Raw genomic sequence first — 21,868 nt, forward strand, 5'->3', positions numbered from 1 at the left:
TGCCGGCGATAGGGCCGCAACGCTTACCGCAGATCAGTACTCAGGCTCGGCGTGCCAAAGCCTTCCAGCGTCGCATTGGACGCATTCAGGTACTGCGCCCAGAAGTCGTTCAGCGCATCCATGGTCTTGCCGGATCGATACGCATGTTTCACCGCATCGGTAACCAGGCCTGCGCCGGACACATACACCCTGGCGCCTTGCAGGTCCGCGTACAGCCCCTTGCTCTGCGCAAGCTTGAGCTCGTTGCCGACATTGAGCTGCTTGATCTGGTTGGCCGCGTAGAAACTGGTGTAGTCGGAATGCTCCAGCATGTCCGAAATCAGGTACACCACACGCTCGTTCACCCCCTGCTCTTTGCTCATGTCTTCACCCACCCGGCGCAGGGTGTTCATGATCTCGCTCTTGGGAATGTCCTGGCGGGCCTCACGCAGGCCCTTGACGAACAGACCGCCAAAGCCGGACTGGAACGCTTTTTTCTGAGTCGCCAGGCACTGGTCCAGGCCACGCAGCTTGCGCATGTTCACATCGTCGCGCACATCGCCTTGCAACGGCATGTCCAGCTCGCCGGCATACACCAGCCGCTGATACTCACCCGGCAGGAACGCCGAGAAGGTATACAGCCTGACCCGGTCGCCCGGCTGCACGAACCGGTCGATCTGGCCCCAGCTGCTGCGTTGCAGGTCTTCAGGCATCGGGATGGTCTGATCGATGATCACCACCAGCTCGCGACCGGAGCCTGCCGGCTTGATGTCGACCAGGCCGTTGCGTGCGTAGCAGCTCTGCAGGTCGTTGCGTTCGGCGGCCAGCGCTGCACAAGGCAGCGCCAGCGCAAGGATCAGGGCCTTGGCAAGCCTCATGAGTGCATGCCCTCCTTTTTCGCCGGGAACAGGCCAAGCGCCTTGAGCGCCTGTTGTTGCTCGCGCACGTCGCGCAGTTGCGCCTCGCTGACATTCAGCGCACGGCTGGCGGCTGCCAGGCTTTCTTCCGGCAGGCCCGTGACATCGTGGAAGTCCGAAGCCTTGATTTCGGCCGCGGCGGTCGGCTCGACCACGGGGGCCTGCGGCGCAATCGGGGCGGCCACTACGGGTTGAGCCGCAGGTGCCGGTACGGGTGCTGGTGCAGCCGCTTCGACAGCAGGCTTGGGCTTGACCGCCTGAGGCGAAACCTTGCCGGCCTTGTACTCGACGTAGGCGAGGAAGTTGCGATGTGCGGTGTTCTCCCCTTCCAGCGCGTGCAGCACAGCAGCGTCGGTATGGTCGCGGCTCGACAACGCGGTCTGCAGACGGCGCAGCTTGTCGTCGGCGTGGCTGGCGATGGCGTTGCGCTTCTGGTCCATCGCGTCGAGCATTTCCTCGGCAGTGGCATACTCGTGGGTCAGGCGCCAGGCGGTCGACGAGTGAGTGCCCGCGAAGTAGTAACGGCTGGCGAGCCAGATGCTGATGCCCTGAATGGCGATGTAGATCAGCGACAGCATGATGTAGGTGGTCAGGCTGGCCTGACGGATCGCATGCATCTTGTCGTCGAGGGTGGCGTTGTCAGCCTCGTCGTTGATGGCCTGGGACTCTGCCGGCAGGTCGAAAGGCGAACCGACGCTAGAGCTCTGCGCCGCCGTCTCGGCGCGCATGCCGTTGACCATTTCGGTCTCGATGCTGTCCAGGGTCGCCGAACGCACCACGAACGCACCCACGGCCATGGCCGCCACGAACACGCCGCAGACGATCAGCCAGACGAACTTGCGCGATACGTTGGAGTTGACGTCCTTCACCCGGGCCAGCAGTTGCTCGTAGTCCGGCTTGTCCGAGTCGGTGAAGGAGTCCTCCAGGTTGATCGCCTTGTTGGCCTTCAGCGAACGCGAGCGCTTGGACGGCTCTTCGCCTTGCCACCAGTGGCGGGCCCGGGCGATCAGGCTGTTGTGGTGCAGCGTGTGGCCGGCGGCTTCGGCGAAGAACGCCGAGGCCACGGCGAGCAGGATGGCGGTACCCGCGGTCAGCCAGTGGCGGTCATTGGTCGAGGCATCCATGTTCATCCAGCCTGCCAGCACGTAGGCAAAACCCATGGCTTCGATCAGTACCAGCATCAGCACCAGCACCAGTACCCAGGCCGGGCGCGGCGAGCGCCCCGCTTCACCGGCCTTGGCCAGGTAGTCGAGGGAGGCGTTGTAGCTGTTGGCGCCCTTCATGTACTTCTTGTACTGGCCAAAATACGGCTTGGCCAAGGTCACTTCGTGGTTGATCCAGCCATCGCTGTCGACCGAGGAGCGCTTGCGCGACAGGCGCGCCACCGTACCGATCAAGGGAAAGCTGTGCCACACACGGATCAGGAAGTACGACACCTCTTCCCAGTAGTTGCGCACGATCAGCGCAGTGACCAGCAGCGAAACGAGGCCGGCCGAGAGCAACTGATTGGCAAGAACCAGTGATTTAAGTGCAGCGAGCGAAAAGTCTTCCATTCAGGACGTCCTTGACTGGGGTTATTTTTTGGCCGGGATCGGCATGTAGGGTGCGACGAAAGCGTCATTGCCGGCGGCATAGAACAAGGCGCCTTGGCTGACCTCGGCGTTGCCCTTGCTGAACACGATATCCATGCAGGAAATCGATGCCTGGCCGTCGCGGGTGAATACCCGGTAGAGCACTTCGCTTTCGCCTTCGTAGGTGTTGGCCACGGCCTTCATGGTCAGTGGCTTGTGCTCGGTGGGCTGCTTGTAGTCTTCGACCAGCTGAAGGATCGGCTGGCGGTCGACCCTGGCGTTCTCGCGCAGAATCGATACCGGCGACACCGTCACCAGGTGGCCATTGACCAGGTTGGCCCAGACCCGGTTGTTGTAACCCGGCAGGTAGTCCTTGGTGGCGCGACGCTCCAGGGGCTGGTCGTTGACCATGCTCAGGACTTCGCCGGCATTGCGTGGCATGTCGGCTTCGCAACTGGACATCGGCATCTGCGCGGCATAGGCGCTGCTGACCAGGGTGAAACCGCTCTGTTTCGGCTTGATGCTCTGCGCCATGGTCCACTGGTAGCTGGTCACCGGCGTGCCGGCGAAGTCGACTTGCGGGCGAGCAGAGGCCGCCGCCTTGGCGGGGCTGGAGCGGCCAGGAAGGCTGGCCACGGTCGTTTCGGGTTGTGCAGTCGCCTGCCGAGTGGGTGTCGACGCAGGCTTGCTGCGTACCTGGGCGCTGCTGGTGGCCTTGGCCTTGGGCTTGGCCGTGGTCGAGGTGCCATAGTGCAGGTAGCGCGTGTTGCCCGCTTCGGCCTGGGCCCGCATCACCAGGGCCTGTTCGTTGGCCAGCTCGACGATTTCCACGCGGCGGTTCTGGCCACGCAACAGCGGGTCGCTGTTATCGGCAATCGGTCGCGAAGCCCCGGCCCCCTGGTAGTAGATTGCACTGGCGGGAATCCCCGCCTGCAGCATGACCTTGCCGACGGTCTTGGCGCGGCGCTCGGAGAGCTTCTGGTTGAATTCGGCATTCCCCACGGCATCACTGTGGCCGACGATCAGCATGCGACGCGTCTGCGATTCCTTGGCTGCGGCCTGCTTGTCAGTGGCGGCAGGCTTGGCATACATCTGCGCCAGCTTGGCCACGGCGCGCTGGCCGCTGGTGGTCAGCTGGTCGGAGCCGGTGGCGAACATGCCGGTATCTTCGATCTGGGTCACCAGGCCGGCCTGTTCAGGCACTGCGGTCACCACGGCGGCCGAAGCGACCGTCAACTGTTCGGTGGTGATCTTGAGGTTCTCTTCCTTGGCGATGCGGTCAAGCTCCTGCAGACGGGACTGCCAGACATAACCGACGACGCAACCCAGCGTGCCGCCGACTGCAACGCCAGGCAGGATTCCGTCCTTGCCCTTGAGGGCGTAACCGGCAGCGCCACCGGCCACGACCCCAACACCGCACAGCACTGGCATGCCGTAGTCCCTGCCAATGTCTTTCACGCTCTTGGAAATACTGTCCATCTGCTGAGTACTGCAACCAGCAGCGGTGATGAAGGCGCAGCTTAGCGCCGTGAGGCGAAACATGCTTTGCATGGCGGCTCCTTGCCGAAAAAGATCTGAATGATGGCAACTTGACATGCATTGTCACAGATTATTACCCCACCTGGGTATGCATTGCCGCCTCATCACAGCGCTTTTTTACCAATGCGCGTTGCACGCAATCGGTTCACCCATGACGTTTTTCAATTGACTCGATGCCGTTTCCTGCATTGCCGTGCAGGCCGGCGTGCCGGATGCTTTATTTACTCCGAGAGCTCGGTTTTTCCACCTGCAGAGGCCCGTATGAAGAACGTCGAAGAAATCCTCAAGACCAAGTCCCAGCACCAGACCGTGTACACCATCGGCCCGGATGACTCGGTGCTCGACGCCCTGAAACTGCTGGCGGAGAAAAACGTCGGTGCGCTCCCCGTGGTGGAGAACAACCAGGTGGTGGGAATCGTCAGCGAGCGTGACTACGCCCGCAAGCTGGTGCTCAAGGGCCGCTCTTCGGCAGCCACGCCAGTGCGGGAGATCATGAGCGCGCCGGTGGTCACGGTGGAGCCCAGGCAGAACCTTGAATACTGCATGAACCTGATGACCGACCGTCACCTGCGTCACCTGCCGGTGGTCAACCATGGCGAATTGCTGGGCCTGCTCTCGATTGGCGACCTGGTCAAGGAAACCATCAAGGAACAGGCCAGCCTGATCCAGCAGCTGGAGCAGTACATTCGCGGCGAATGACCCCCGCTAGTGGTAAGCGCGCTCCAGCTCGTCCAGCTGATGGTCGAAGCTGCGCAGGCGCGCCGACCAGGTGTACACCAGCACTTCCAGGTCGCGGTTGAGCACCGCCGTATTGCCATGGCCGGTGCTCGACGGTTCGCACAGGTCGAGCTGGTAACGCTCGCGCGCCATGGCCGTGGCCACGCTGGAGAGGTCGCGGGCATTGGCCAGCCAATGGTGGTGGTGGTCGTGGATCTCGCGGTCGAGCGCTCGGCATTGGCGTTTCAACGCATCCAGGCTCTGCTCCAGGGGCGTGCCCTTGAGCTCGCCCATCACCTCCTCGAAGGTGCGCCCGGAATGCCAGTAGCTGCCCCAGAAATAGCGGTCGAACACCGTCTCGACGCGGCGTAGGGCGACCTTGGTGTTCCAGATGGTCAGCAGCGTTCGCCCCTGCCTCACTTCACGTTTGTTCAGGTGCAACTGCTGCCAGGCAATCCACGTCAGCCCCATCAGCGCGACCGCCGCGGTGACCGCGGCCGCGGCGTAGAGGAACTGCACGGCCTGGGTCATCTGCTGGGTGTGGCGGATACCGTAGAAATAACCGCCCGTCAGGGTGCCCAGGATCGTCACGGAGCACCAGAAACCTGGTGCGTAGGGATCTTTCATAGCGCGTATCCCCTTCTTGTTTTTCCTGAGCATAGCAACGGCCAAATCACTCATCAGGTGCCGCTCGGCGCTTTATTTTCGCGGGCGGCGTAATGCCTCGTTGAGTTGATCGAAGGGCACTGCCCAATCGGAATCTTCAATGATGCTGTCCTTCAGAAAATCCCGCTGGGCGTCGTTCCAGAACGGCGCATCCACCAGCTTGATTTCGTTTTTCAGCGGTGAATGGCTGGTGATGAACTGGTCGATGCTCTGCGGATCGTCGGGCAGGCCCAGTTGCTTGAACAGTTCGGCGAAGTGATGGGTCGGTGCGTCCATTGTTCCTCCTCATGTGCCGGGCAGGCCGTCCACGACGCCAACCCGGCATTGGTTTGTGCACATCAGCACAGCTCGCGTACTTCGGCTTGCGGTACCAGTTTCAGGTACTGCTCCATGCTCATGTGGATCAGGTGATCGTGATCACCCGCCTCCAGGTAGACATCGCCCTGGCGGGTAAGACTCGAATCGAGCAGCATCTTTATCTGGTAGGCGTCACCCATTGCCGGAATGGCGCCGCGCTCGCAATCGCCGAACAGGTTCGGCAGGCCGCTTTCGCGGGTCAGTTGCCAGGCGCCGGACATGCGCACCTTGCTCATGTCCAGGTGCCGGTTGGCCGGTAGCACGGCCATGATGTAGTTGCCATGACGGTCGTCGAGCATGACCGACTTGGCGACCCGCTCTGCGGGTACCCCGGCCGTGCGCGCCGATTCGAGGCTGGTGGCCGAGTGTGGGTGGGGAATGATGTCGTAGTCGCAGTTGGCCTGGTCCAGGCGCTGCTGCAAGGTCTTGGCCATACGCATGATGCACCTCCGGTTTCGCCCCCAATGTTCAAGTTTAGGCCGTACCCCGGCAGCCACGACTAAACTTCAATGATAGAAACCCACGAGGTGACGACAGGTGCTCGCTCGCTGTTGCCGCTGGTTGATGCTGTTGCTGCTACTTGGTTGTGCGCCGAGCAGCTTTGCGGCGCCCGGCACGGTCTGGGTGCTGAGCATCGACGACGCCATCGGCCCGGCCAGCGCCGATTACCTGGTTCGCAGCCTGGATCAGGCCAAGGACCAGGGCGCGCAGCTGGTGGTCATCCGCCTGGACACGCCGGGCGGGCTGGACAGCGCCATGCGCCAGATGATCAAGGCGATCCTCGCAAGCCCGGTCCCGGTGGCCACCTTCGTCGCCCCCAGCGGCGCCCGCGCGGCCAGCGCCGGCACCTACATCCTGTATGCCAGCCACGTGGCGGCCATGGCCCCCGGGACCAACCTCGGAGCCGCTACGCCGGTGCAGATCGGTGGACCACCTGGCACGCCAAAGGACGACAAGGCCAAACCGAGCGAGGATGAGCAAACTCTCGCCCGAAAACAGGTCAACGATGCCGCTGCCTATATCCGTGGCCTGGCCCAGCTGCGGGGGCGCAATGCCGACTGGGCGGAACAGGCCGTGCGCGAGGCGGTCAGCCTGCCGGCCAGTGAAGCGCTGCGCCTGAAGGTGATCGATCAGGTGGCCGACGACCTGCCCGACCTGATGCGCCAGCTCGACGGCAAGACCCTCGTGGCCGCCGGTCAATCGCACGCGTTGCAAACCCGCGATGCCACCCTCGTCGAGCACTTGCCGGACTGGCGCACGCGCCTGCTGGCAGTCATTACCAACCCCAGCGTGGCGCTGATCCTGATCATGATCGGCGTATACGGCCTGCTGTTCGAATTCATGAACCCAGGCTCGGCGGTCGGTGGCGTAGTCGGTGGCATCTGCCTGCTGCTGGCGTTGTATGCCCTGCAGTTGTTGCCGGTGAGTTTCGCCGGCGTGGCACTCATTCTGCTCGGCATCGCCTTCATGATCGCCGAAGCGTTCCTGCCCAGTTTCGGCGTGGTCGGTTTCGGCGGCATCGTGGCCTTCGTGGTCGGTGCACTGATCCTGGTCGACACCGATGCGCCCGGCTTCGGCATCCCGCTGGCGCTGATCGCCACCCTGGCCGTGCTCTCGGCGCTGTTGATCGGCGGCGTGCTGGGCATGGCCATGAAAGCGCGTCAGCGGGCACTGGTCAGTGGCGATGCCGGCCTGGTCGGCAGCCTGGTCACCGTCACCCAGGTGACAGCCGAAGACCCCTTCTGCGGCTCGGTGCAGGCCCAGGGGGAACAGTGGCAAGTCCATTGCGCGACGCCCCTGCAAACTGGCCAGCACGTGCGGGTCACGGCACGCCATGGGGTCATGCTGGAAGTGAGCGCCGCCGCAGCGGCGCAAGGGGAATGACGATGTTCATGCAATTGGGTTTTGGCGCCGTGCTGATCGTGCTGGCGATGCTGCTGCTCTCGGCGTTTCGCATCCTGCGCGAATACGAGCGCGGCGTGGTGTTCCAGCTGGGGCGCTTCTGGCAGGTCAAGGGGCCGGGATTGATCCTGCTGATTCCGGTGATCCAGCAGATGGTGCGGGTCGATCTGCGCACCGTGGTGCTGGATGTGCCGCCGCAGGATGTGATCACCCGCGACAACGTCTCGGTCAAGGTCAACGCCGTGCTGTACTTTCGCGTGCTCGACCCGCAGAAGGCGATCATCCAGGTCGAGGACTTCCTGGTCGCCACCAGCCAGCTGGCGCAAACCACCCTGCGCGCGGTGCTCGGCAAGCACGAACTGGACGAGCTGCTGGCCGAGCGCGAACAGCTCAACCTGGACATCCGCCAGGTGCTGGACGCCCAGACCGATGCCTGGGGCATCAAGGTGGCCAATGTCGAGATCAAGCATGTCGACCTCAACGAATCGATGGTCCGCGCCATCGCCCGCCAGGCCGAGGCGGAACGCGAGCGGCGGGCCAAGGTGATTCATGCCGAAGGGGAGCTGCAGGCTTCGGAGAAACTGATGCAGGCGGCGCAGATGCTGAGCCGGGAGCCGGGTGCCATGCAGTTGCGGTACATGCAGACACTGGGGTCGATTGCCGGGGACAAGAGCTCGACCATCGTGTTTCCGATGCCGCTGGACTTGCTCAAGGGGATGGTGGAGAGGCCGAAATAGCTGGGGCCTCTACGAGGCCCCAACAATCGCTCAGACCGGCGCGCGGCGCAAAGTCGCCAGGAAAGTAGCTGCACCGATGAACAACCCGGCAAACGTGCGGTTCAGGCGCTTCTGCTGCTTGGGCGTGCGCAGCATGCGCAGAACCCGAGCCGCCAGCCCGGTGTAACCCGCCATCACCAGCATATCGACGGTGACCATGGTGATCGTGATCGCCACGTACTGCGGCAACAGCGGTGCATGCGGGTTGAGGAACTGCGGCAGCACCGCGAGCATGAACACCAGCGCCTTGGGGTTGCTGACGTTGACCAGGAAACCGCGGAACACCAGGCTCAGGGGCTTGCCGATTGGACGCACGGCCGAGTCTTCGGTCATGTCCATCGGCAACGCACGCCATTGCTTGTAGGCCAGGTAGATCAGGTAGGCGACACCGAACCACTTGATGATCTGGAAGGCGGTGGCGGAGGCTGCGAGGATGGCGCCGACGCCGGCGGCAATGATGGCGATCTGTACGATCAGGCCCAGCTGCAGGCCTAGCGCGTTCCAGTAACCGCGCCAGAAACCGTACTGCAGGCCGCTGGACATCGAGGCAATCGCCCCGGCGCCCGGTGATAGGCTGATCACCCAGCACGCGGCAAAGAAGCCCAACCACACTTCCATCGACATCACACACCTCGCTCTACATATGTTGCAAAACGTTAAGCTAAGCGGTTGGTGAAAAAATGACCAGCGAAATTTTGTCTGTCTTTGCCGGCCTCTTCGCGGGACAAGCCCGCTCCCACAAGTACGCTGCTGTTTTTGAGTACAGCGGTGAACCTGTGGGAGCGGGCTTGTCCCGCGAAAGGGCCAGTACCGACGACATCAACGTATCAGGAAAGCGCTTCCAGCTCAGCCTGCATGCTCTCCAGAGTTTCCAGGGCTTCCATCCACCCCTCTTCAAGCTCGCCTTCACGCTGTTTGAGCTTGGTCTGCCGCGCCAGCAGGTCACGCAGTTCATCCTTGCGCGCCGCCTCATACAATCCACTGTCACCCAACGCCGTCTCGATCTCGGCCAACTGCGCATGCACCTGGTTGAGCTCGGTCTCCAGCTTGTCGGCGACCTTCTTGTGCGGCGCCAGCTGCTGACGCAAGGCTGCAGCGGCCTGACGCTGGGCCTTCTTGTCGGTCTTGTCCGGGTTGACCGGAGCGTTGCTCGACGGTGCACTGCGCTGACGGAATTCGACCAGCCAGCGGCTGTAGTCGTCCAGGTCGCCATCGAAGGTGTCGACCTTGCCGTCGGCCACCAGCAGGAACTCGTCGGTGGTGCTCTTGAGCAGATGACGGTCGTGGGAAACCACCACCACTGCACCGGAAAACTCCTGCAACGCCATGGTCAGCGCCAGGCGCATTTCCAGGTCCAGGTGGTTGGTCGGTTCGTCGAGCAGCAACAGGTTAGGCCGCTCCCAGGCGATCAGTGCCAGAGCCAGCCGGGCCTTCTCACCACCTGAGAAATTCACCACCGGCTCGTCGACGCGATCACCGTGGAAGTCGAAGCCACCGAGGAAGTCGCGCAAGGTCTGCTCGCGCTCTGTCGGGGCAATGCGCTGCAGGTGCAGCAGCGGGCTGGCCTTGTCGTCCAGCGAGTCGAGCTGGTGCTGGGCGAAGTAGCCAACGGCAAGGTTCTCGCCACGCACCAGGCGGCCCGACTGCGGCTCGAGCTCGCCGGCGAGGTTCTTGATCAGGGTCGACTTGCCGGCGCCGTTAGGGCCCAGCAGGCCGATCCGCGCACCCGGCACCAGCTGCAGTTTGACCTTGTCGAGGATCGCCTTGTCGCCATAGCCGAGGCGGCCTTCGGAGAGGCTCAGCAGCGGGCTGGAAATCTTCGCCGACTCTCGGAAGACGAAGTCGAACGGCGAATCGACATGTGCCGCCGACAGCTCCTCCATGCGTTCAAGGGCCTTGATCCGGCTCTGCGCCTGGCGGGCCTTGGTGGCCTGGGCCTTGAAGCGGGCAATGTACTTTTCCATGTGCGCGCGCTGGGCCTGCTGCTTCTCGTAGGCTTGCTGCTGCTGCGCCAGGCGCTCGGCGCGGGTGCGCTCGAAGGCGCTGTAGCCGCCTTTGTACAGGTTGAGTTTGCGCTGCTCGACATGCAGCACATGGTCGACCACAGCATCGAGGAAGTCGCGGTCGTGGGAGATCAGCAACAGTGTGCCGGGGTAGCCCTTGAGCCAGTCTTCGAGCCACAGGATGGCATCGAGGTCCAGGTGGTTGGTCGGTTCGTCGAGCAGCAACAGGTCGGACGGGCACATCAATGCCTGGGCCAGGTTCAGGCGCATCCGCCAGCCACCGGAGAAGTCGCCGACCTGGCGGTCCATCTGCTCATTGGTAAAGCCAAGGCCCGCCAGCAGCTTGCGCGCACGCGCATCGGCGGTGTAGCCGTCGGCGCTTTCCAGCTCACTGTGCAGGCGCGCCAGCGCGGTGCCGTCGTGGGCCTGCTCGGCCACGGCAAGCTCGGCCTGGACCTTGCGCAGGCGCGCATCGCCGTCGAGCACATAGTCCACGGCCAGGCGATCGAGGGTATCGACCTCCTGGCGCATGTGGGCGATGCGCCAGTCAGCGGGCAGCTGGCAGTCGCCGCCATCGGGCGACAGCTCGCCGCGCAGCAAGGCGAACAGGCTGGATTTACCGGCACCGTTGGCGCCGATCAGGCCGGCCTTGTGACCGGTGTGCAGGGTCATCTCGGCGCCTTCTAGCAAGCGCTGCGGACCACGCTGTAAAGTGAGGTTGGATAGTCTGATCATGATGGTCGCGGAGTCTACCAGCTTCCTCGGCCCGTAGCGTGAGTGGAATCATGTACACCGACCTGTGGAATCACGCCTTGGCCCTGTATGCACGGCCCGGTGTCGAAGCGGCCTGTTTGCACCTGCAGGCATTGGATGGCGATGTCTGCCTGCTGCTGTGTGCGACCTGGTTGCAGGCGCGTGGCGTCGCGCCAAGCCCTGCGCACGCAGCCGCATTGCGCGCGCTCGCAGAACCTTGGCAGCGGGAGGTGGTGACGCCTCTGCGCAGCCTGCGCCAGGCATGGCGAACGCCAGCGCAGCACGACCCGCAACTGGCAGCGCTGAGAGAGCGAGTGAAAGGGCTGGAACTACAAGCAGAGAGGACGTTGCTGGAGCGCCTGCAGGCGTGCGCCCAGCAATGGCCCGCAGACGCGCACGCGAGCACGGGCGACTGGCTGGTCTGGCTAGCACCCGACCAGGCCCGTGGCCACGACGCGCTGGAACAGTTGCGCGTCGCGGCCGCAGGGCTTCAGGAGGCCGACGAAGGCGCCTGAGTCGAGGTGCTGGCGGGTGCCGAAGGTGCTGCCGGAGCAGCCGCCGAGTTGGTCACCGGTGCAGGGGCGGTCGAAGTAGCCGGTTTGGCTTCGGCCGGCTTGCTCACAACCGGCTTGGCGGCTGGTTTGGCTGCGGTCCGGGCAGCGGGCTTGGCTGCTGGCTTGGCTGCAGTCCTGGCAGCGGGCTTGGCTGCTGGCTTGGCGGCCGGTTTGGCGGCGGCCGGCTTGGCAGGGGCTTTAGCAGCAGCAGACTTGGCGGCCGGCTTCGCAGCTGGCTTGGCCGCTGCAGGTTTTGCAGACGGCTTGGCGGCAGCGGTCTTGGCTGCGGCTGGCTTGGCGGCGGGTTTAGCGGCAGCAGCTTTGGCCGGAGCGGCTTTGGCGGCGGCCGGCTTGGCAGCAGGTTTAGCCGCAGCAGCTTTGGCCGGTGCCTTGGCAGCTGCAGTGCGAGCTGGAGCCTTGGCGGCAGCTGGCTTGGCAGCTGCGGTTCGAGCTGGAGCCTTGGCGGCGGCAGCCCGAGCAGGTGCCTTGGCCGGTGCCTTGGCAGCGGGTTTTGCAGCCACCTTGGCCGCAGGTTTGGCTGCCGCTTTCGCAGGTGCCTTGGCAGCTGCAGGTTTAGCCGATTTGGCCGCGACCGCGCGCTGGTCCAGTGCCTTGCCAGCCGCTTCGCGCACCTTGCCAACACCCTGGGCCAGTTTCAGGCTTTCCTGAGCATCGCGCTTGAGTTGCTGAATATAAGTACGGGTTTGCGTCTGGCGGTCCTTGAGCGCATCGAGCAGCCCTTCAAGTTCACCGATGGCTTTCTGCGCCTTGCCCTGTGCCTTGGCTTTGCCTGCCTTGGCCGCGTCCTGCAACTTCAGGCGACCGTTATGCAGTTTCTCCTGGGCCTTGACGCGTTGCTTTTCCAACTTGGCCAGCAGTTTTTCCGCATCAGCCAGCGCTTGCGAGCAGGCATCTTCCAAATGTTCGAGCAGGCTGCCCGAAAGTTGTTGGAGCAGGTGTAACGGCGTACTTACTGGCTTCTTTTTAGCCGACATGGTTTACCTCCTGGCTGACGAGTTTGCGGCTCATACTATGCTTCTGCTGCTACTGCCGCTAGGGCATGTGACAGTATCACTCGCGCCGCGTTGCATGCCTGGGCAAAGTTGTTATCTTGCAGCTCCGTGCAAGTGTAGTTGCTTAACAAATCGCTGCTGATATTTACGCATTGCTGCCCAACGAGACTGGCATACTTCATCGCTCATTGAGCTGGAGTTGAGCATGCCTCGTTATCTTGTATTAGGCCTGTGCCTGGTGGCGCCCTTCGCCCTGGCCACCCCCGATGCTGCCCCCAACGGCGACCCTGACCTTGCCTACAGCCTTGGCGCCAGCCTGGGCGAACGCCTGCGCCAGGAGGTCCCTGGGCTGCAGCTGGAGGCATTGGTCGAAGGCCTGCGCCAGTCCTATCAGAACCAGCCACTGAAACTCGACAAGGCACGCATGCAAGCGATTCTGCAGCAGCATGAAGCGCAGGCGGGCAACGCAGCCGAGCAGGCCGAAGTGACGCAGCTGCAAGCGATCGAAACGCGCTTCATGGCCAATGAACGCGCACGTGCCGGCGTGCATGAGCTGCCAGAAGGTGTGCTTTACAGTGAGCTGAGCAGCGGCAATGGCGCACAGCCAAAAGCCAACGGCAAGGTGCAGGTGCGCTATGTCGGCAGGCTGCCGGACGGCTCGGTATTCGACCAGAACCAGCAGCCGCAATGGTTCAGCCTGGACTCGGTGATCGAAGGCTGGCAGGTGGCGTTGCCGCAGATGAAAGTGGGCTCGAAATGGCGCCTGGTGATCCCTTCTGCCCAAGCCTACGGTGCCGAGGGCGCAGGTGACCTGATCGCGCCCTACACACCGCTGGTTTTCGAAATCGAGCTGCTGGCGGTCGGCGACTGATACAGGCCTCAGGCCTGGACCACGCCCTCTTCCTTGTGCGCGGTGTGCAGCACCTCGATCAGGCAGTCTTCCAGCTCGAAGCGCTCGTGCAGCAGGCTGCCGAGCTTGCCCAGTTTCTCGGCGAAGCGTTCGGTATCCGTGCACTCGCCCTTCTCGCAGTGGTCATTGAAGGCCAATGCGATCTGGGTGATGTCGTTGATCCTTGGGTTGATTTCTTCAGCCAGTTTCAAGGCCTTCTCGTCACCGAATGCCTTGGCCTCGGTGACCAGTTGCTCGCTGACTTCGAAATGCCAGGCCGACACGTAATCGACCAACACCGCACAAAAATCGCGGTTCTTGTCCTTGTCTGCAAAAGCCGGCTTGGCATCGCGCAAGGCGCGGAAAGCCTGAACCAGCTCCTCTCGTTCCTTGAGCCAGCGGTCGATCAGCTTGTGAACCCCACCCCAGCGTTCCTGGGCGTTCTGACAACTATCGAGCATGGCGATCTCTTCCCTTCTGGGTAGATGCCGCTGCACCTCGCACCACGACCATGCAGCACAAAGGTGACATCAGCAGGACGGCATCGAGCAGTTGTGTTTTCAGTATGCGTGCTGGGAGATTATTCCCGCGCGTGCTGACCATCAAGGTACGCAGCAGACAAAGTTCATACAAGCGTTTAATACCCCTGCGCAGCACCACTGGTCGCGCTAGCGCCAAGGCCTTGCGCTGGGTCAAGTTTTGCCAAGGGTGCGGAAACGATACGCCAGCAAGAAGACCACGGGCAGCGTCGCCAGCAGCACGAACGTCAGCAGGCTCCACTCGGGCAAAGTGAGCTCAAGAAAGCTCCAGGTCAGGGAGCTGCAGTCCGGGCCACCCAGCAGCAACTGCCGGGCCACTTCGCGCCAGGGCTGTTCGAACACAGGACAGGCCGAAGATGGGCAAGCATGGCTGGCAGGGTCGGCCCCCTGTAACCAGACATGCCGCGCCGCCAGTAGCGCCCCCAGGCACGAACTGGCCAGCGCTGCCCATGCATATCGCCGAACGCCCACCGAGCCGGGCGCATGCACAGCGGCGCACAGGCAGATCGCGGCATACATGCCCAGCAGCACACGCTGGCTGAAACACAGCGGGCAAGGCATCAGCCCGAGGGTCACTTCCAGGTAGAAGGACGCAACTAGCACAGCCAACGAGGCCAGGCAGGCGGGAAGAAAAAACGTGCGCAGACGGGCCGACATGGATGATGGAGGTCCGGTGGTGAATGAAGTGGCTTGAAACGGTAGAGGAAAGACGCGCTTTGTTTCAAGGCAAGACAGCGGCGAGAAGTCACTGAGCGAAGGGGGAAATTTCCAACTGAGCTGTAGGCGAATTCTTTGGAATGCTGATGGAGATGTAACCTGATGCGCTAGGGAAATTACCTGCACCCTGGGCCCGCGCCTCAGCGCGGGCCCAGGGGTCGGTCATGCGCGCATGCCCTCTGGCAATGGCAATGCCAGCAGGCGCTCATCGAGCAGGCCCAGCCCTTCCTGGAACAGCTGGTTGCTACGCTCGGTCTCGCCCAGTCCGGCCAGCAACCTGGCAAGCTCGGCACAGGTTTCCGGATTGCGCTCCATGCGCAGGCTGCTTTCCAGGTAATCGCGGGCCTTGCCCCACAGACGATTCTGCAAGCTCAGGCGACCGAGCGTGAGCAGCAGGCTCGGATCCTCCGGGTGGTCCTTGAGCCAGGCTTCGGCCGTCTGCAACTGACGCGCCGGGTCATCGCCGCGCACCAAACCATACAGGCGCGCCAGATGGCTCTCGTAGTCACGCTTGAGTGCGCTACGCAGTACCTGCTCGGCCTCGCCCTGGGCACCCACCTGACGCAACTGCTCGGCATAAGCCAGTACCAGCTGCGGCTCCTGGCGCTGCGCCGAGGTCAATTGCTGCCAAGCACGCTCCAGTGACTGGCGAGCGCTCTGCGAATCCTCGCCACGGGTGGCCGCCAGGTTCAGGTTCTGGCCCCAGGCACGCTGCTCCAACGCGGCAAGCTCGTTGACCGGGAGCACCTTGTGCTTGCGCAGGTCAGGCAACAGACGAATCAAGGCCGACCAGTCGCCACGTTCCAGGTACAGGCGCTGCAGCAGGCGCAGCACCTGATTGTTCTGCGGATGTCGCTCTTGCATGGCCAGCAGGGTTTCCAGGGCGCCATCGCTTTCGCCACGGTCCATCTGCAACTGTGCGTGGGTCAGGGCAATGGCCAGTTCGGCCTGGGGCTGCCGCTCCAGGGCGCGCTCGAGCAGGCTGTCGCTGTCTTGTGCGCGGCCCTGTTCATTGGCCGCGCGCGCTGCACCGAGGTAGTACAGCAGCGGTTGGCGCTCAGCCTCGGCGGCACGGTGCAGGTGGCGCTGCGCGCTGGCCCAGCGGCCCTCGGCGAGGTCCAGCTGGCCCTGTTCGATGGCAATGCGCACGCGTCGGCTACGGTTGCGCCGCGACCACGGGTTGACCACACCACTGGAGGTCAGTACCAGGCCCACCAGGTAACGCAGCAGCCACACCAGCGCGACGATGGCGACCAGCGCGGCGAGCGCGGCCCACAGCCCGGACTGGTAGCGGAAGCCACCATAGGAAATCAGCACGTAGCCACTGTGCTTGGCCACCGCGATGCCCAGCGCCGCAGCGATCACGATCGCCAGCACCGCCAGCAGGTAGACACGCTTCATGGCTTGCCCCCTTCGTTTTCGGCGGGCAGGTGGCGGCGCTGAATGTAGGCCTGTACCGCTGCCAGGCTCTCGCTCAAGTCAGGGGTCACCACCGAGACAGGCTGATCGGCCAGCGCGTTGAGGCTGTCGAGCATGGCCTTGCTCTGCGGGTTGTCGGCGTTGAAGTTGGCCAGCAGCACGCTGCGCGCGTCATCCAGGGCCTGGGTGTAGACCTTGGCCTCGCCGTTCAGCGCTGCCCACTGGGCTTGTTCGATGGTCAGGCTCAGGGCCAGGCGTAGCTGGTTGAGCGACTGCCCGGCAAGCAGCGGCCGCACATTCTCGTCGGCGTCGAAATCGATCTGGAAGTACTTGGAGATCTCGGCCCACCACTGCGACAGCCGGCTGGCCCCATCGCCATCGGCGGTCAGGGCGCCGAGCGCATCGGCATTGCTGTCGAACTCCGGCGACTGGGCGCTGAGTTGCTGCACCAGGTCGCGCTGGGCGGCCAACTTGAGGAACAGGCCGGTGCGGTCCGGTTGCTGGGTGCTGTTGAGCGTCGCCAGGCTGCGCGCCAGTTGCTCGCGGGCGGCGAAGGCGCCAGGGTCGCTCTGCTCGCGAAGGATCTCGTCGGCACCTTCGACCAGCGCCTTGGCACTGGTGATGTCCTGCAACGCCGAGAGGCGCAGGGTGGCCAGGCGCAACAGGTGCTCGGCCTCGGCCAGACGCCATTCCTTGCGGCTCTCGCCCAGTACGGTTTCCAGGCGCTGGCTGAGGCGTTGCTGGTCGCCCTGCAGTTGCGCCACCAGGCGGCGGCGGTCTTCCAGCTCGCTGGCGGCCGGCAGGCTGGCCAACTGGGCGCTGATCTGCTGCTCGCGCTGCTGCAGCGCGGCAGCGCGCTGGTTCAACGCCTCCAGATGCTGGCCCTGGTTCACTTCACTGCCTTGCAGCTGCCGCACCTGCCAGACGCCCCAACCGCCCACCGCAACCCCGGCAGCGCCCACCAGTAACGCCAGCAGGGCCAGGCCGCTGCCAGAGCGTTTGGCGGATGGAGTGGTAACCGGTTGCGTCGGCTCCTGGGCCGACGGCTGATCATTGTTCGACAAGACAGTTTCGCTCACGTATCCATCCTTTGCATGGGGGCACTCCGCTCTGAGCTTAGCGCCTTAAGAGGCAGGTGCAGCGCTGCGCTGCACGGCTGCCAGCAAGGCCGTGGCACTGGCACCACGGCAATCCACCACCTGTTGCGCCCCGGCGGCCCGTGCCTGCTCGGCGACGCGCGGGCTTGGCACGAACAACGGCAGGCGCGCCACCCGCGGCCAATCGGCGGCGGCCAGCTGCTGCAAGTGTTCAAGACCCTGCCCACTGCTGACCACCAGGCCATTGAGGCGTTCCGCTTCGATGCGGCGCAGCAATGTGCCCGCCGGGTACTCCGGCAGGCAGCGACGATACAGTTCCAGATAATCGACACTAGCACCTTGCTCTGCAAGACGCTCGGCCAGCAGTTCGCGACCTCCCACACCGCGAACGATCAGCACGCGCACAGTTGCAACCGCCATGGCCTCTCGCAGGGCCGGAAGTGCAAGCAAGGCCTCGCTGTCGTCGCCCTGCCTGGGGAAGGCCACTTGCAAGCCCGCGTCATGGAGCACCGCCGCCGTGGCTTCGCCAACGGTGAACCAGCCTTTTGGCGGGGGCTGCAGGCCGTCTTGCGCGACGCGTTCGAGGAGCAGCCTGGCGGCCGGCTTGCTGACCACGATCAGCGCCTGATAGCTGGCCAGTGCGGCCAGCTTCTGGCGCTGCGCATCCTCCAGCTCGACCGGCTCTATCGCCAGCAAGGGCAGACAACTGCTGGCCACGCCAGCGGCTGCCAGGCTCTGGGCCAGGGTTGCACAGTCATCGGCAGGCCGCGTCAGCAGGAGGCGCCAGGGGCTCACGGGTGCCCGGCCTCGCCGTAGACTTCCTTCAGAATGGCTTCAGCGCCCTGGCTCAGCAGGTCTTCGGCAACCTGCATACCCAAGGCTTCGGCGTTACTGCGCGGGGCGCGGGCGTCGGCCACCAGCAGGGTGCCACCGCTGGGTTGGCCGACAAGGCCACGCAGCCACAGTTGCTCGCCTTCCAGCACTGCATAGCAGGCGATGGGCACCTGGCAGCCGCCGTTCAGACGCTTGTTCAAGGCGCGCTCGGCCACCACTCGGTCGGCGGTATCGGCATGGTGCAGTGGCGCCAGCAAGGCATGAATCTCGCTATCCGCGCTGCGGCATTCGATACCCACCGCGCCCTGGCCGCCAGCCGGCAGGCTGTCGTCGACACTGATGGTGGCGGTGATGCGCTGTTCGAAGCCGAGACGAATCAGGCCGGCAGCGGCGAGGATGATCGCGTCGTACTCGCCGGCATCGAGCTTGGCCAGGCGGGTGTTGACGTTGCCACGCAGGAAATGGATTTTCAGGTCAGGCCGGCGCGCCAGCAACTGGGCCTGGCGGCGCAGGCTGGAGGTGCCGACGATGCTGCCTGCCGGCAGGGCATCGAGGCTGGCGAAGTGGTTGGACACGAAGGCGTCACGCGGGTCTTCGCGCTCGCAGATGCAGTACAGGCCCAGGCCTTCGGGGAAGTCCATGGGCACGTCCTTCATCGAGTGCACGGCGATGTCGGCTTCGTTTTCGAGCAAGGCGGTTTCCAGTTCCTTGACGAACAGGCCCTTGCCACCGATTTTCGCCAGCGGCGCATCGAGCAGCTTGTCGCCACGACTGACCATGGGCACCAGGGTGACCAGCAGGCCGGGGTGCGCCTGCTCGAGGCGGGCTTTGACGTATTCGGCCTGCCACAGGGCCAAGGCACTTTTACGGGTGGCAATGCGGATTTCGCGAGTGGACATGGAACGCCCCGATGCTTAGGAATGCTGTCGATGATAACAGCTCCACCGGCATCGCTAGCAGATGTGGATCAGGATCCTGTTCAACCTGAAACGGCCTCATCGCCGGCAAGCCGGCTCCTACAGGGTCAGCACAATTCCTGAACGTTGCACTGTAGCTGTGGGAGCCGGCTTGCCGACGATAGGGCCATTGCGCAGACCTAGAGCGTCTGCATCATCTTGCGCACGCCAGCCACGTGCCGTCGGCTGACGGTCAGGGCGTCACCGTCCAGGCCTTTGAGGAACAGCTGGAAATGCCCAAGCGGCGTTCGCTGCAGGCGTTCGATGCGCTCGCGGGCGACCAGGGCGTTGCGGTGGATACGCACGAATCGCTCGCCGAACTCGTCCTCCAGAGCCTTGAGCGGCTCATCGAGCAGCACCTCTCCGGCTTCGTGACGCAACGTCACGTACTTGTGGTCGGCAATGAAATAGATGACCTGCGGCAAAGGGATCAGCTCGATGCCCTTGCGCGTACGCGCACTGATATGGCTGCGCGGCCCCCCGCCTTCACTGCCTGGCCGGGTCAACGCCGCCAGCTGGGTACGGTTGGGCTTCTCTGCCTTGCGCAACGCTTCGCGCAGGGCCTGGGGCTGGATCGGCTTGGTCACATGGCTGAGGGTACTGTCCTTGAACGCCTCGGCACCGTATTCATCGTCACCGGTACAGAACACCACCGACGGGGGTGCCTCGCGCTCGCACAGGCGAGCGGCGACCTGCAGGCCATCCAGGCCCGGCATGCCGATATCCAGCAGGACCACATCGGGCTTGTGGCTTTCGATCAGGGCCAGGGCCTCCTCGCCGTTGGTGGCGCTGGGCTCCAGCACGGTGTACCCCTCCAGTTCCCCGAAGAGCCGCGTCAGGCGTTCACGGGCCAGGGGTTCATCATCAACGATCAGGACATTCATAATTGCTCTGGATTCCTGAGTGAGTCTCGCACAGGTATAGCGTAGACAGATGCAGGTCGAGCGACACTGCGGTCACGCTCTAGACCAGTGCGAAGGCCAAAGATTCACTGAGCCGGCAGATTCACCGCCAGTCCTTTGTCCAACTGTAGACGGTCCGTGGAACACTGCCGTTCAATCGGTGAATATCCGCTTCGCCCACCTTTACCCTGGTTTCCCGCAGATTTCTCTCGACCGGCGTCCTTCGGCGGCACGCCCAACCCTGCTATTATCGGCGGCACTTTTTCGTTCACGCCTTCAACGAGTGAATCCATGAGCACCGACAAGACCAATCAGTCCTGGGGCGGCCGCTTCAGTGAACCCGTCGACGCCTTCGTCGCCCGCTTCACCGCTTCGGTCGATTTCGACAAGCGCCTGTACCGCCACGACATCATGGGTTCGATCGCCCACGCCACCATGTTGGCGCAGGTCGGCGTGCTCAGCGATGCCGAACGCGACACCATCATCGACGGCCTGAAGACCATCCAGGGCGAGATCGAGGCCGGCAACTTCGACTGGCGCGTGGACCTCGAAGATGTGCACATGAACATCGAGGCCCGCCTCACCGACCGTATCGGCATCACCGGCAAGAAGCTGCACACCGGCCGTAGCCGCAACGACCAGGTGGCCACCGACATTCGCCTGTGGCTGCGTGACGAAATCGACCTGATCCTGGCCGAGATCACCCGCCTGCAGCAGGGCCTGCTGGAGCAGGCCGAACGTGAAGCCGACACCATCATGCCGGGCTTCACTCACCTGCAGACTGCACAGCCGGTCACCTTCGGCCACCACCTGCTGGCCTGGTTCGAAATGCTCAGCCGCGACTACGAGCGCCTGGTCGACTGCCGCAAGCGCGCCAACCGCATGCCCCTGGGCAGCGCCGCGCTGGCCGGCACCACCTACCCGATCGACCGTGAACTGACCTGCAAGCTGCTGGGCTTCGAAGCCGTGGCCGGCAACTCGCTGGACGGCGTCTCGGACCGTGACTTCGCCATCGAATTCTGCGCAGCTGCCAGCGTGGCGATGATGCACCTGTCGCGCTTCTCCGAAGAGCTGGTGCTGTGGACCAGCGCGCAGTTCCAGTTCGTCGACCTGCCCGATCGTTTCTGCACCGGCAGCTCGATCATGCCGCAGAAGAAGAACCCGGACGTCCCTGAACTGGTGCGTGGCAAGAGCGGCCGTGTGTTCGGCGCCCTGACCGGCCTGCTGACCTTGATGAAGGGCCAGCCGCTGGCCTACAACAAGGACAACCAGGAAGACAAGGAGCCGCTGTTCGACGCCGCCGACACCCTGCGCGATTCGCTGCGTGCCTTTGCCGACATGATCCCGGCGATCAAACCGCGCCATGCGATCATGCGCGAAGCGGCCCTGCGCGGCTTCTCCACCGCTACCGACCTTGCCGACTACCTGGTACGCCGTGGCCTGCCGTTCCGCGACTGCCACGAAATCGTCGGTCATGCGGTGAAGTATGGCGTCGATACCGGCAAGGACCTGGCAGAGATGAGCCTGGAAGAATTGCGCCAGTTCAGCGACCAGATCGAGCAGGACGTGTTCGCCGTGCTGACGCTGGAAGGCTCGGTGAATGCGCGTGACCACATTGGTGGTACGGCGCCGGCGCAGGTGCGTGCAGCTGTCGTGCGCGGCAAGGCTTTGCTGGCTTCGCGCTAAGGGCCAATGCGAGGGCTTTGCCCTCGATCGCCGGCAAGCCGGCTCCCACAGGGACCGCGCCGGACCTTGTGGGAGCCGGCTT

The 21,868-nt window shown here is 63.9% G+C and carries 22 protein-coding genes; 6 read left to right on the forward strand and 16 right to left on the reverse strand.

Annotated features, from left to right (window positions below; genetic code table 11):
- Positions 1 to 23: 23 nt before the first annotated feature.
- The 3 genes from PMI38_RS22895 to PMI38_RS22905 are packed head-to-tail and all read right to left on the reverse strand — an operon-like array spanning position 24 to position 4,018.
- Positions 24 to 857: a hypothetical protein gene (locus tag PMI38_RS22895; protein WP_008099421.1), complete on the reverse strand. Its 834-nt coding sequence runs from the start codon at positions 855 to 857 to the stop codon at positions 24 to 26.
- Entirely contained in the window at positions 854 to 2,449 is a 1,596-nt protein-coding gene (locus tag PMI38_RS22900; RefSeq protein WP_008099423.1) for a hypothetical protein, read from the reverse strand. The genes PMI38_RS22895 and PMI38_RS22900 overlap by 4 nt, the downstream gene beginning before the upstream one ends.
- A gap of 21 nt (positions 2,450 to 2,470) precedes the next feature.
- Positions 2,471 to 4,018: an OmpA family protein gene (locus tag PMI38_RS22905; protein ID WP_008099425.1), complete on the reverse strand. Its 1,548-nt coding sequence runs from the start codon at positions 4,016 to 4,018 to the stop codon at positions 2,471 to 2,473.
- Positions 4,019 to 4,267: 249 nt separating this feature from the next.
- Between PMI38_RS22905 and PMI38_RS22910 the strand changes: the two genes are divergently transcribed.
- Complete coding sequence (locus PMI38_RS22910) at positions 4,268 to 4,705, forward strand: CBS domain-containing protein (protein WP_008099426.1); 438 nt, start codon at positions 4,268 to 4,270, stop codon at positions 4,703 to 4,705.
- A 6-nt stretch (positions 4,706 to 4,711) separates the two neighbouring features.
- Here PMI38_RS22910 and PMI38_RS22915 read toward each other — a convergent pair whose 3' ends face one another.
- From PMI38_RS22915 to PMI38_RS22925, 3 genes are all read right to left on the reverse strand, one after another.
- Positions 4,712 to 5,350 (reverse strand): hypothetical protein, encoded by a 639-nt coding sequence (locus tag PMI38_RS22915; RefSeq protein ID WP_008099428.1) that lies wholly within the window; start codon positions 5,348 to 5,350, stop codon positions 4,712 to 4,714.
- Positions 5,351 to 5,422: 72 nt separating this feature from the next.
- On the reverse strand, positions 5,423 to 5,665 hold the full coding sequence (locus tag PMI38_RS22920) for a DUF2789 domain-containing protein (RefSeq protein WP_008099433.1): 243 nt from the start codon (positions 5,663 to 5,665) through the stop codon (positions 5,423 to 5,425).
- Positions 5,666 to 5,727: 62 nt separating this feature from the next.
- A complete protein-coding gene (locus PMI38_RS22925) occupies positions 5,728 to 6,186 on the reverse strand; it encodes an aminoacyl-tRNA deacylase (protein ID WP_008099435.1) in 459 nt (152 codons plus the stop codon).
- A 97-nt stretch (positions 6,187 to 6,283) separates the two neighbouring features.
- On the opposite strand from PMI38_RS22925, the gene PMI38_RS22930 reads away from it, so the two are divergent.
- Complete coding sequence (locus PMI38_RS22930; protein ID WP_008099437.1) at positions 6,284 to 7,630, forward strand: NfeD family protein; 1,347 nt, start codon at positions 6,284 to 6,286, stop codon at positions 7,628 to 7,630.
- A 2-nt stretch (positions 7,631 to 7,632) separates the two neighbouring features.
- Complete coding sequence (locus tag PMI38_RS22935) at positions 7,633 to 8,385, forward strand: slipin family protein (protein WP_043274085.1); 753 nt, start codon at positions 7,633 to 7,635, stop codon at positions 8,383 to 8,385.
- Positions 8,386 to 8,415: 30 nt separating this feature from the next.
- Here the strand turns inward: PMI38_RS22935 and PMI38_RS22940 are convergent, their stop codons facing one another.
- A complete protein-coding gene (locus PMI38_RS22940) occupies positions 8,416 to 9,048 on the reverse strand; it encodes a LysE family transporter (protein WP_008099441.1) in 633 nt (210 codons plus the stop codon).
- A gap of 203 nt (positions 9,049 to 9,251) precedes the next feature.
- Positions 9,252 to 11,162 carry an ATP-binding cassette domain-containing protein gene (locus tag PMI38_RS22945; protein ID WP_008099443.1) on the reverse strand — a complete coding sequence of 637 codons (1,911 nt, stop codon included), beginning with the start codon at positions 11,160 to 11,162 and terminating at the stop codon, positions 9,252 to 9,254.
- A gap of 50 nt (positions 11,163 to 11,212) precedes the next feature.
- On the opposite strand from PMI38_RS22945, the gene PMI38_RS22950 reads away from it, so the two are divergent.
- On the forward strand, positions 11,213 to 11,695 hold the full coding sequence (locus tag PMI38_RS22950; RefSeq protein WP_008099445.1) for a TIGR02444 family protein: 483 nt from the start codon (positions 11,213 to 11,215) through the stop codon (positions 11,693 to 11,695).
- Here the strand turns inward: PMI38_RS22950 and PMI38_RS22955 are convergent.
- Positions 11,671 to 12,729, reverse strand: coding sequence for an AlgP family protein (locus PMI38_RS22955; RefSeq protein WP_008099447.1), 1,059 nt, complete (start codon positions 12,727 to 12,729; stop codon positions 11,671 to 11,673). The genes PMI38_RS22950 and PMI38_RS22955 overlap by 25 nt on opposite strands.
- A gap of 223 nt (positions 12,730 to 12,952) precedes the next feature.
- Here PMI38_RS22955 and PMI38_RS22960 point away from each other — a divergent pair, with 223 nt between their 5' ends.
- On the forward strand, positions 12,953 to 13,618 hold the full coding sequence (locus tag PMI38_RS22960) for an FKBP-type peptidyl-prolyl cis-trans isomerase (protein WP_008099450.1): 666 nt from the start codon (positions 12,953 to 12,955) through the stop codon (positions 13,616 to 13,618).
- An 8-nt stretch (positions 13,619 to 13,626) separates the two neighbouring features.
- Here the strand turns inward: PMI38_RS22960 and PMI38_RS22965 are convergent, their stop codons facing one another.
- The 7 genes from PMI38_RS22965 to PMI38_RS22995 form a co-directional block, all read right to left on the reverse strand.
- Positions 13,627 to 14,097, reverse strand: coding sequence for an Rsd/AlgQ family anti-sigma factor (locus PMI38_RS22965; protein WP_008099451.1), 471 nt, complete (start codon positions 14,095 to 14,097; stop codon positions 13,627 to 13,629).
- Between the two features lie 231 nt (positions 14,098 to 14,328).
- Positions 14,329 to 14,832 carry a disulfide bond formation protein B gene (locus PMI38_RS22970; protein ID WP_008099454.1) on the reverse strand — a complete coding sequence of 168 codons (504 nt, stop codon included), beginning with the start codon at positions 14,830 to 14,832 and terminating at the stop codon, positions 14,329 to 14,331.
- A 222-nt stretch (positions 14,833 to 15,054) separates the two neighbouring features.
- Positions 15,055 to 16,293 carry a heme biosynthesis protein HemY gene (locus PMI38_RS22975; RefSeq protein ID WP_008099456.1) on the reverse strand — a complete coding sequence of 413 codons (1,239 nt, stop codon included), beginning with the start codon at positions 16,291 to 16,293 and terminating at the stop codon, positions 15,055 to 15,057.
- The gene (locus PMI38_RS27620) at positions 16,290 to 17,390 is read right to left on the reverse strand and encodes a uroporphyrinogen-III C-methyltransferase (protein ID WP_008099459.1); all 1,101 of its coding nucleotides are present in this window, start codon (positions 17,388 to 17,390) and stop codon (positions 16,290 to 16,292) included. The genes PMI38_RS22975 and PMI38_RS27620 overlap by 4 nt, the downstream gene beginning before the upstream one ends.
- Before the next feature lie 45 nt (positions 17,391 to 17,435).
- Entirely contained in the window at positions 17,436 to 18,203 is a 768-nt protein-coding gene (locus PMI38_RS27625; RefSeq protein ID WP_008099461.1) for a uroporphyrinogen-III synthase, read from the reverse strand.
- Positions 18,200 to 19,141, reverse strand: coding sequence for a hydroxymethylbilane synthase (hemC, locus tag PMI38_RS22990; protein ID WP_008099463.1), 942 nt, complete (start codon positions 19,139 to 19,141; stop codon positions 18,200 to 18,202). Before hemC ends, PMI38_RS27625 begins: the two co-directional genes overlap by 4 nt.
- A gap of 197 nt (positions 19,142 to 19,338) precedes the next feature.
- Positions 19,339 to 20,082 (reverse strand): LytR/AlgR family response regulator transcription factor, encoded by a 744-nt coding sequence (locus tag PMI38_RS22995; protein ID WP_008099465.1) that lies wholly within the window; start codon positions 20,080 to 20,082, stop codon positions 19,339 to 19,341.
- A gap of 309 nt (positions 20,083 to 20,391) precedes the next feature.
- On the opposite strand from PMI38_RS22995, the gene argH reads away from it, so the two are divergent.
- Positions 20,392 to 21,786, forward strand: a complete 1,395-nt coding sequence (gene argH, locus PMI38_RS23000; RefSeq protein ID WP_008099466.1) for an argininosuccinate lyase — start codon at positions 20,392 to 20,394, stop codon at positions 21,784 to 21,786.
- Positions 21,787 to 21,868 lie beyond the last annotated feature (82 nt).

Source organism: Pseudomonas sp. GM84 (assembly GCF_000282535.1).
Taxonomy (GTDB): domain Bacteria; phylum Pseudomonadota; class Gammaproteobacteria; order Pseudomonadales; family Pseudomonadaceae; genus Aquipseudomonas.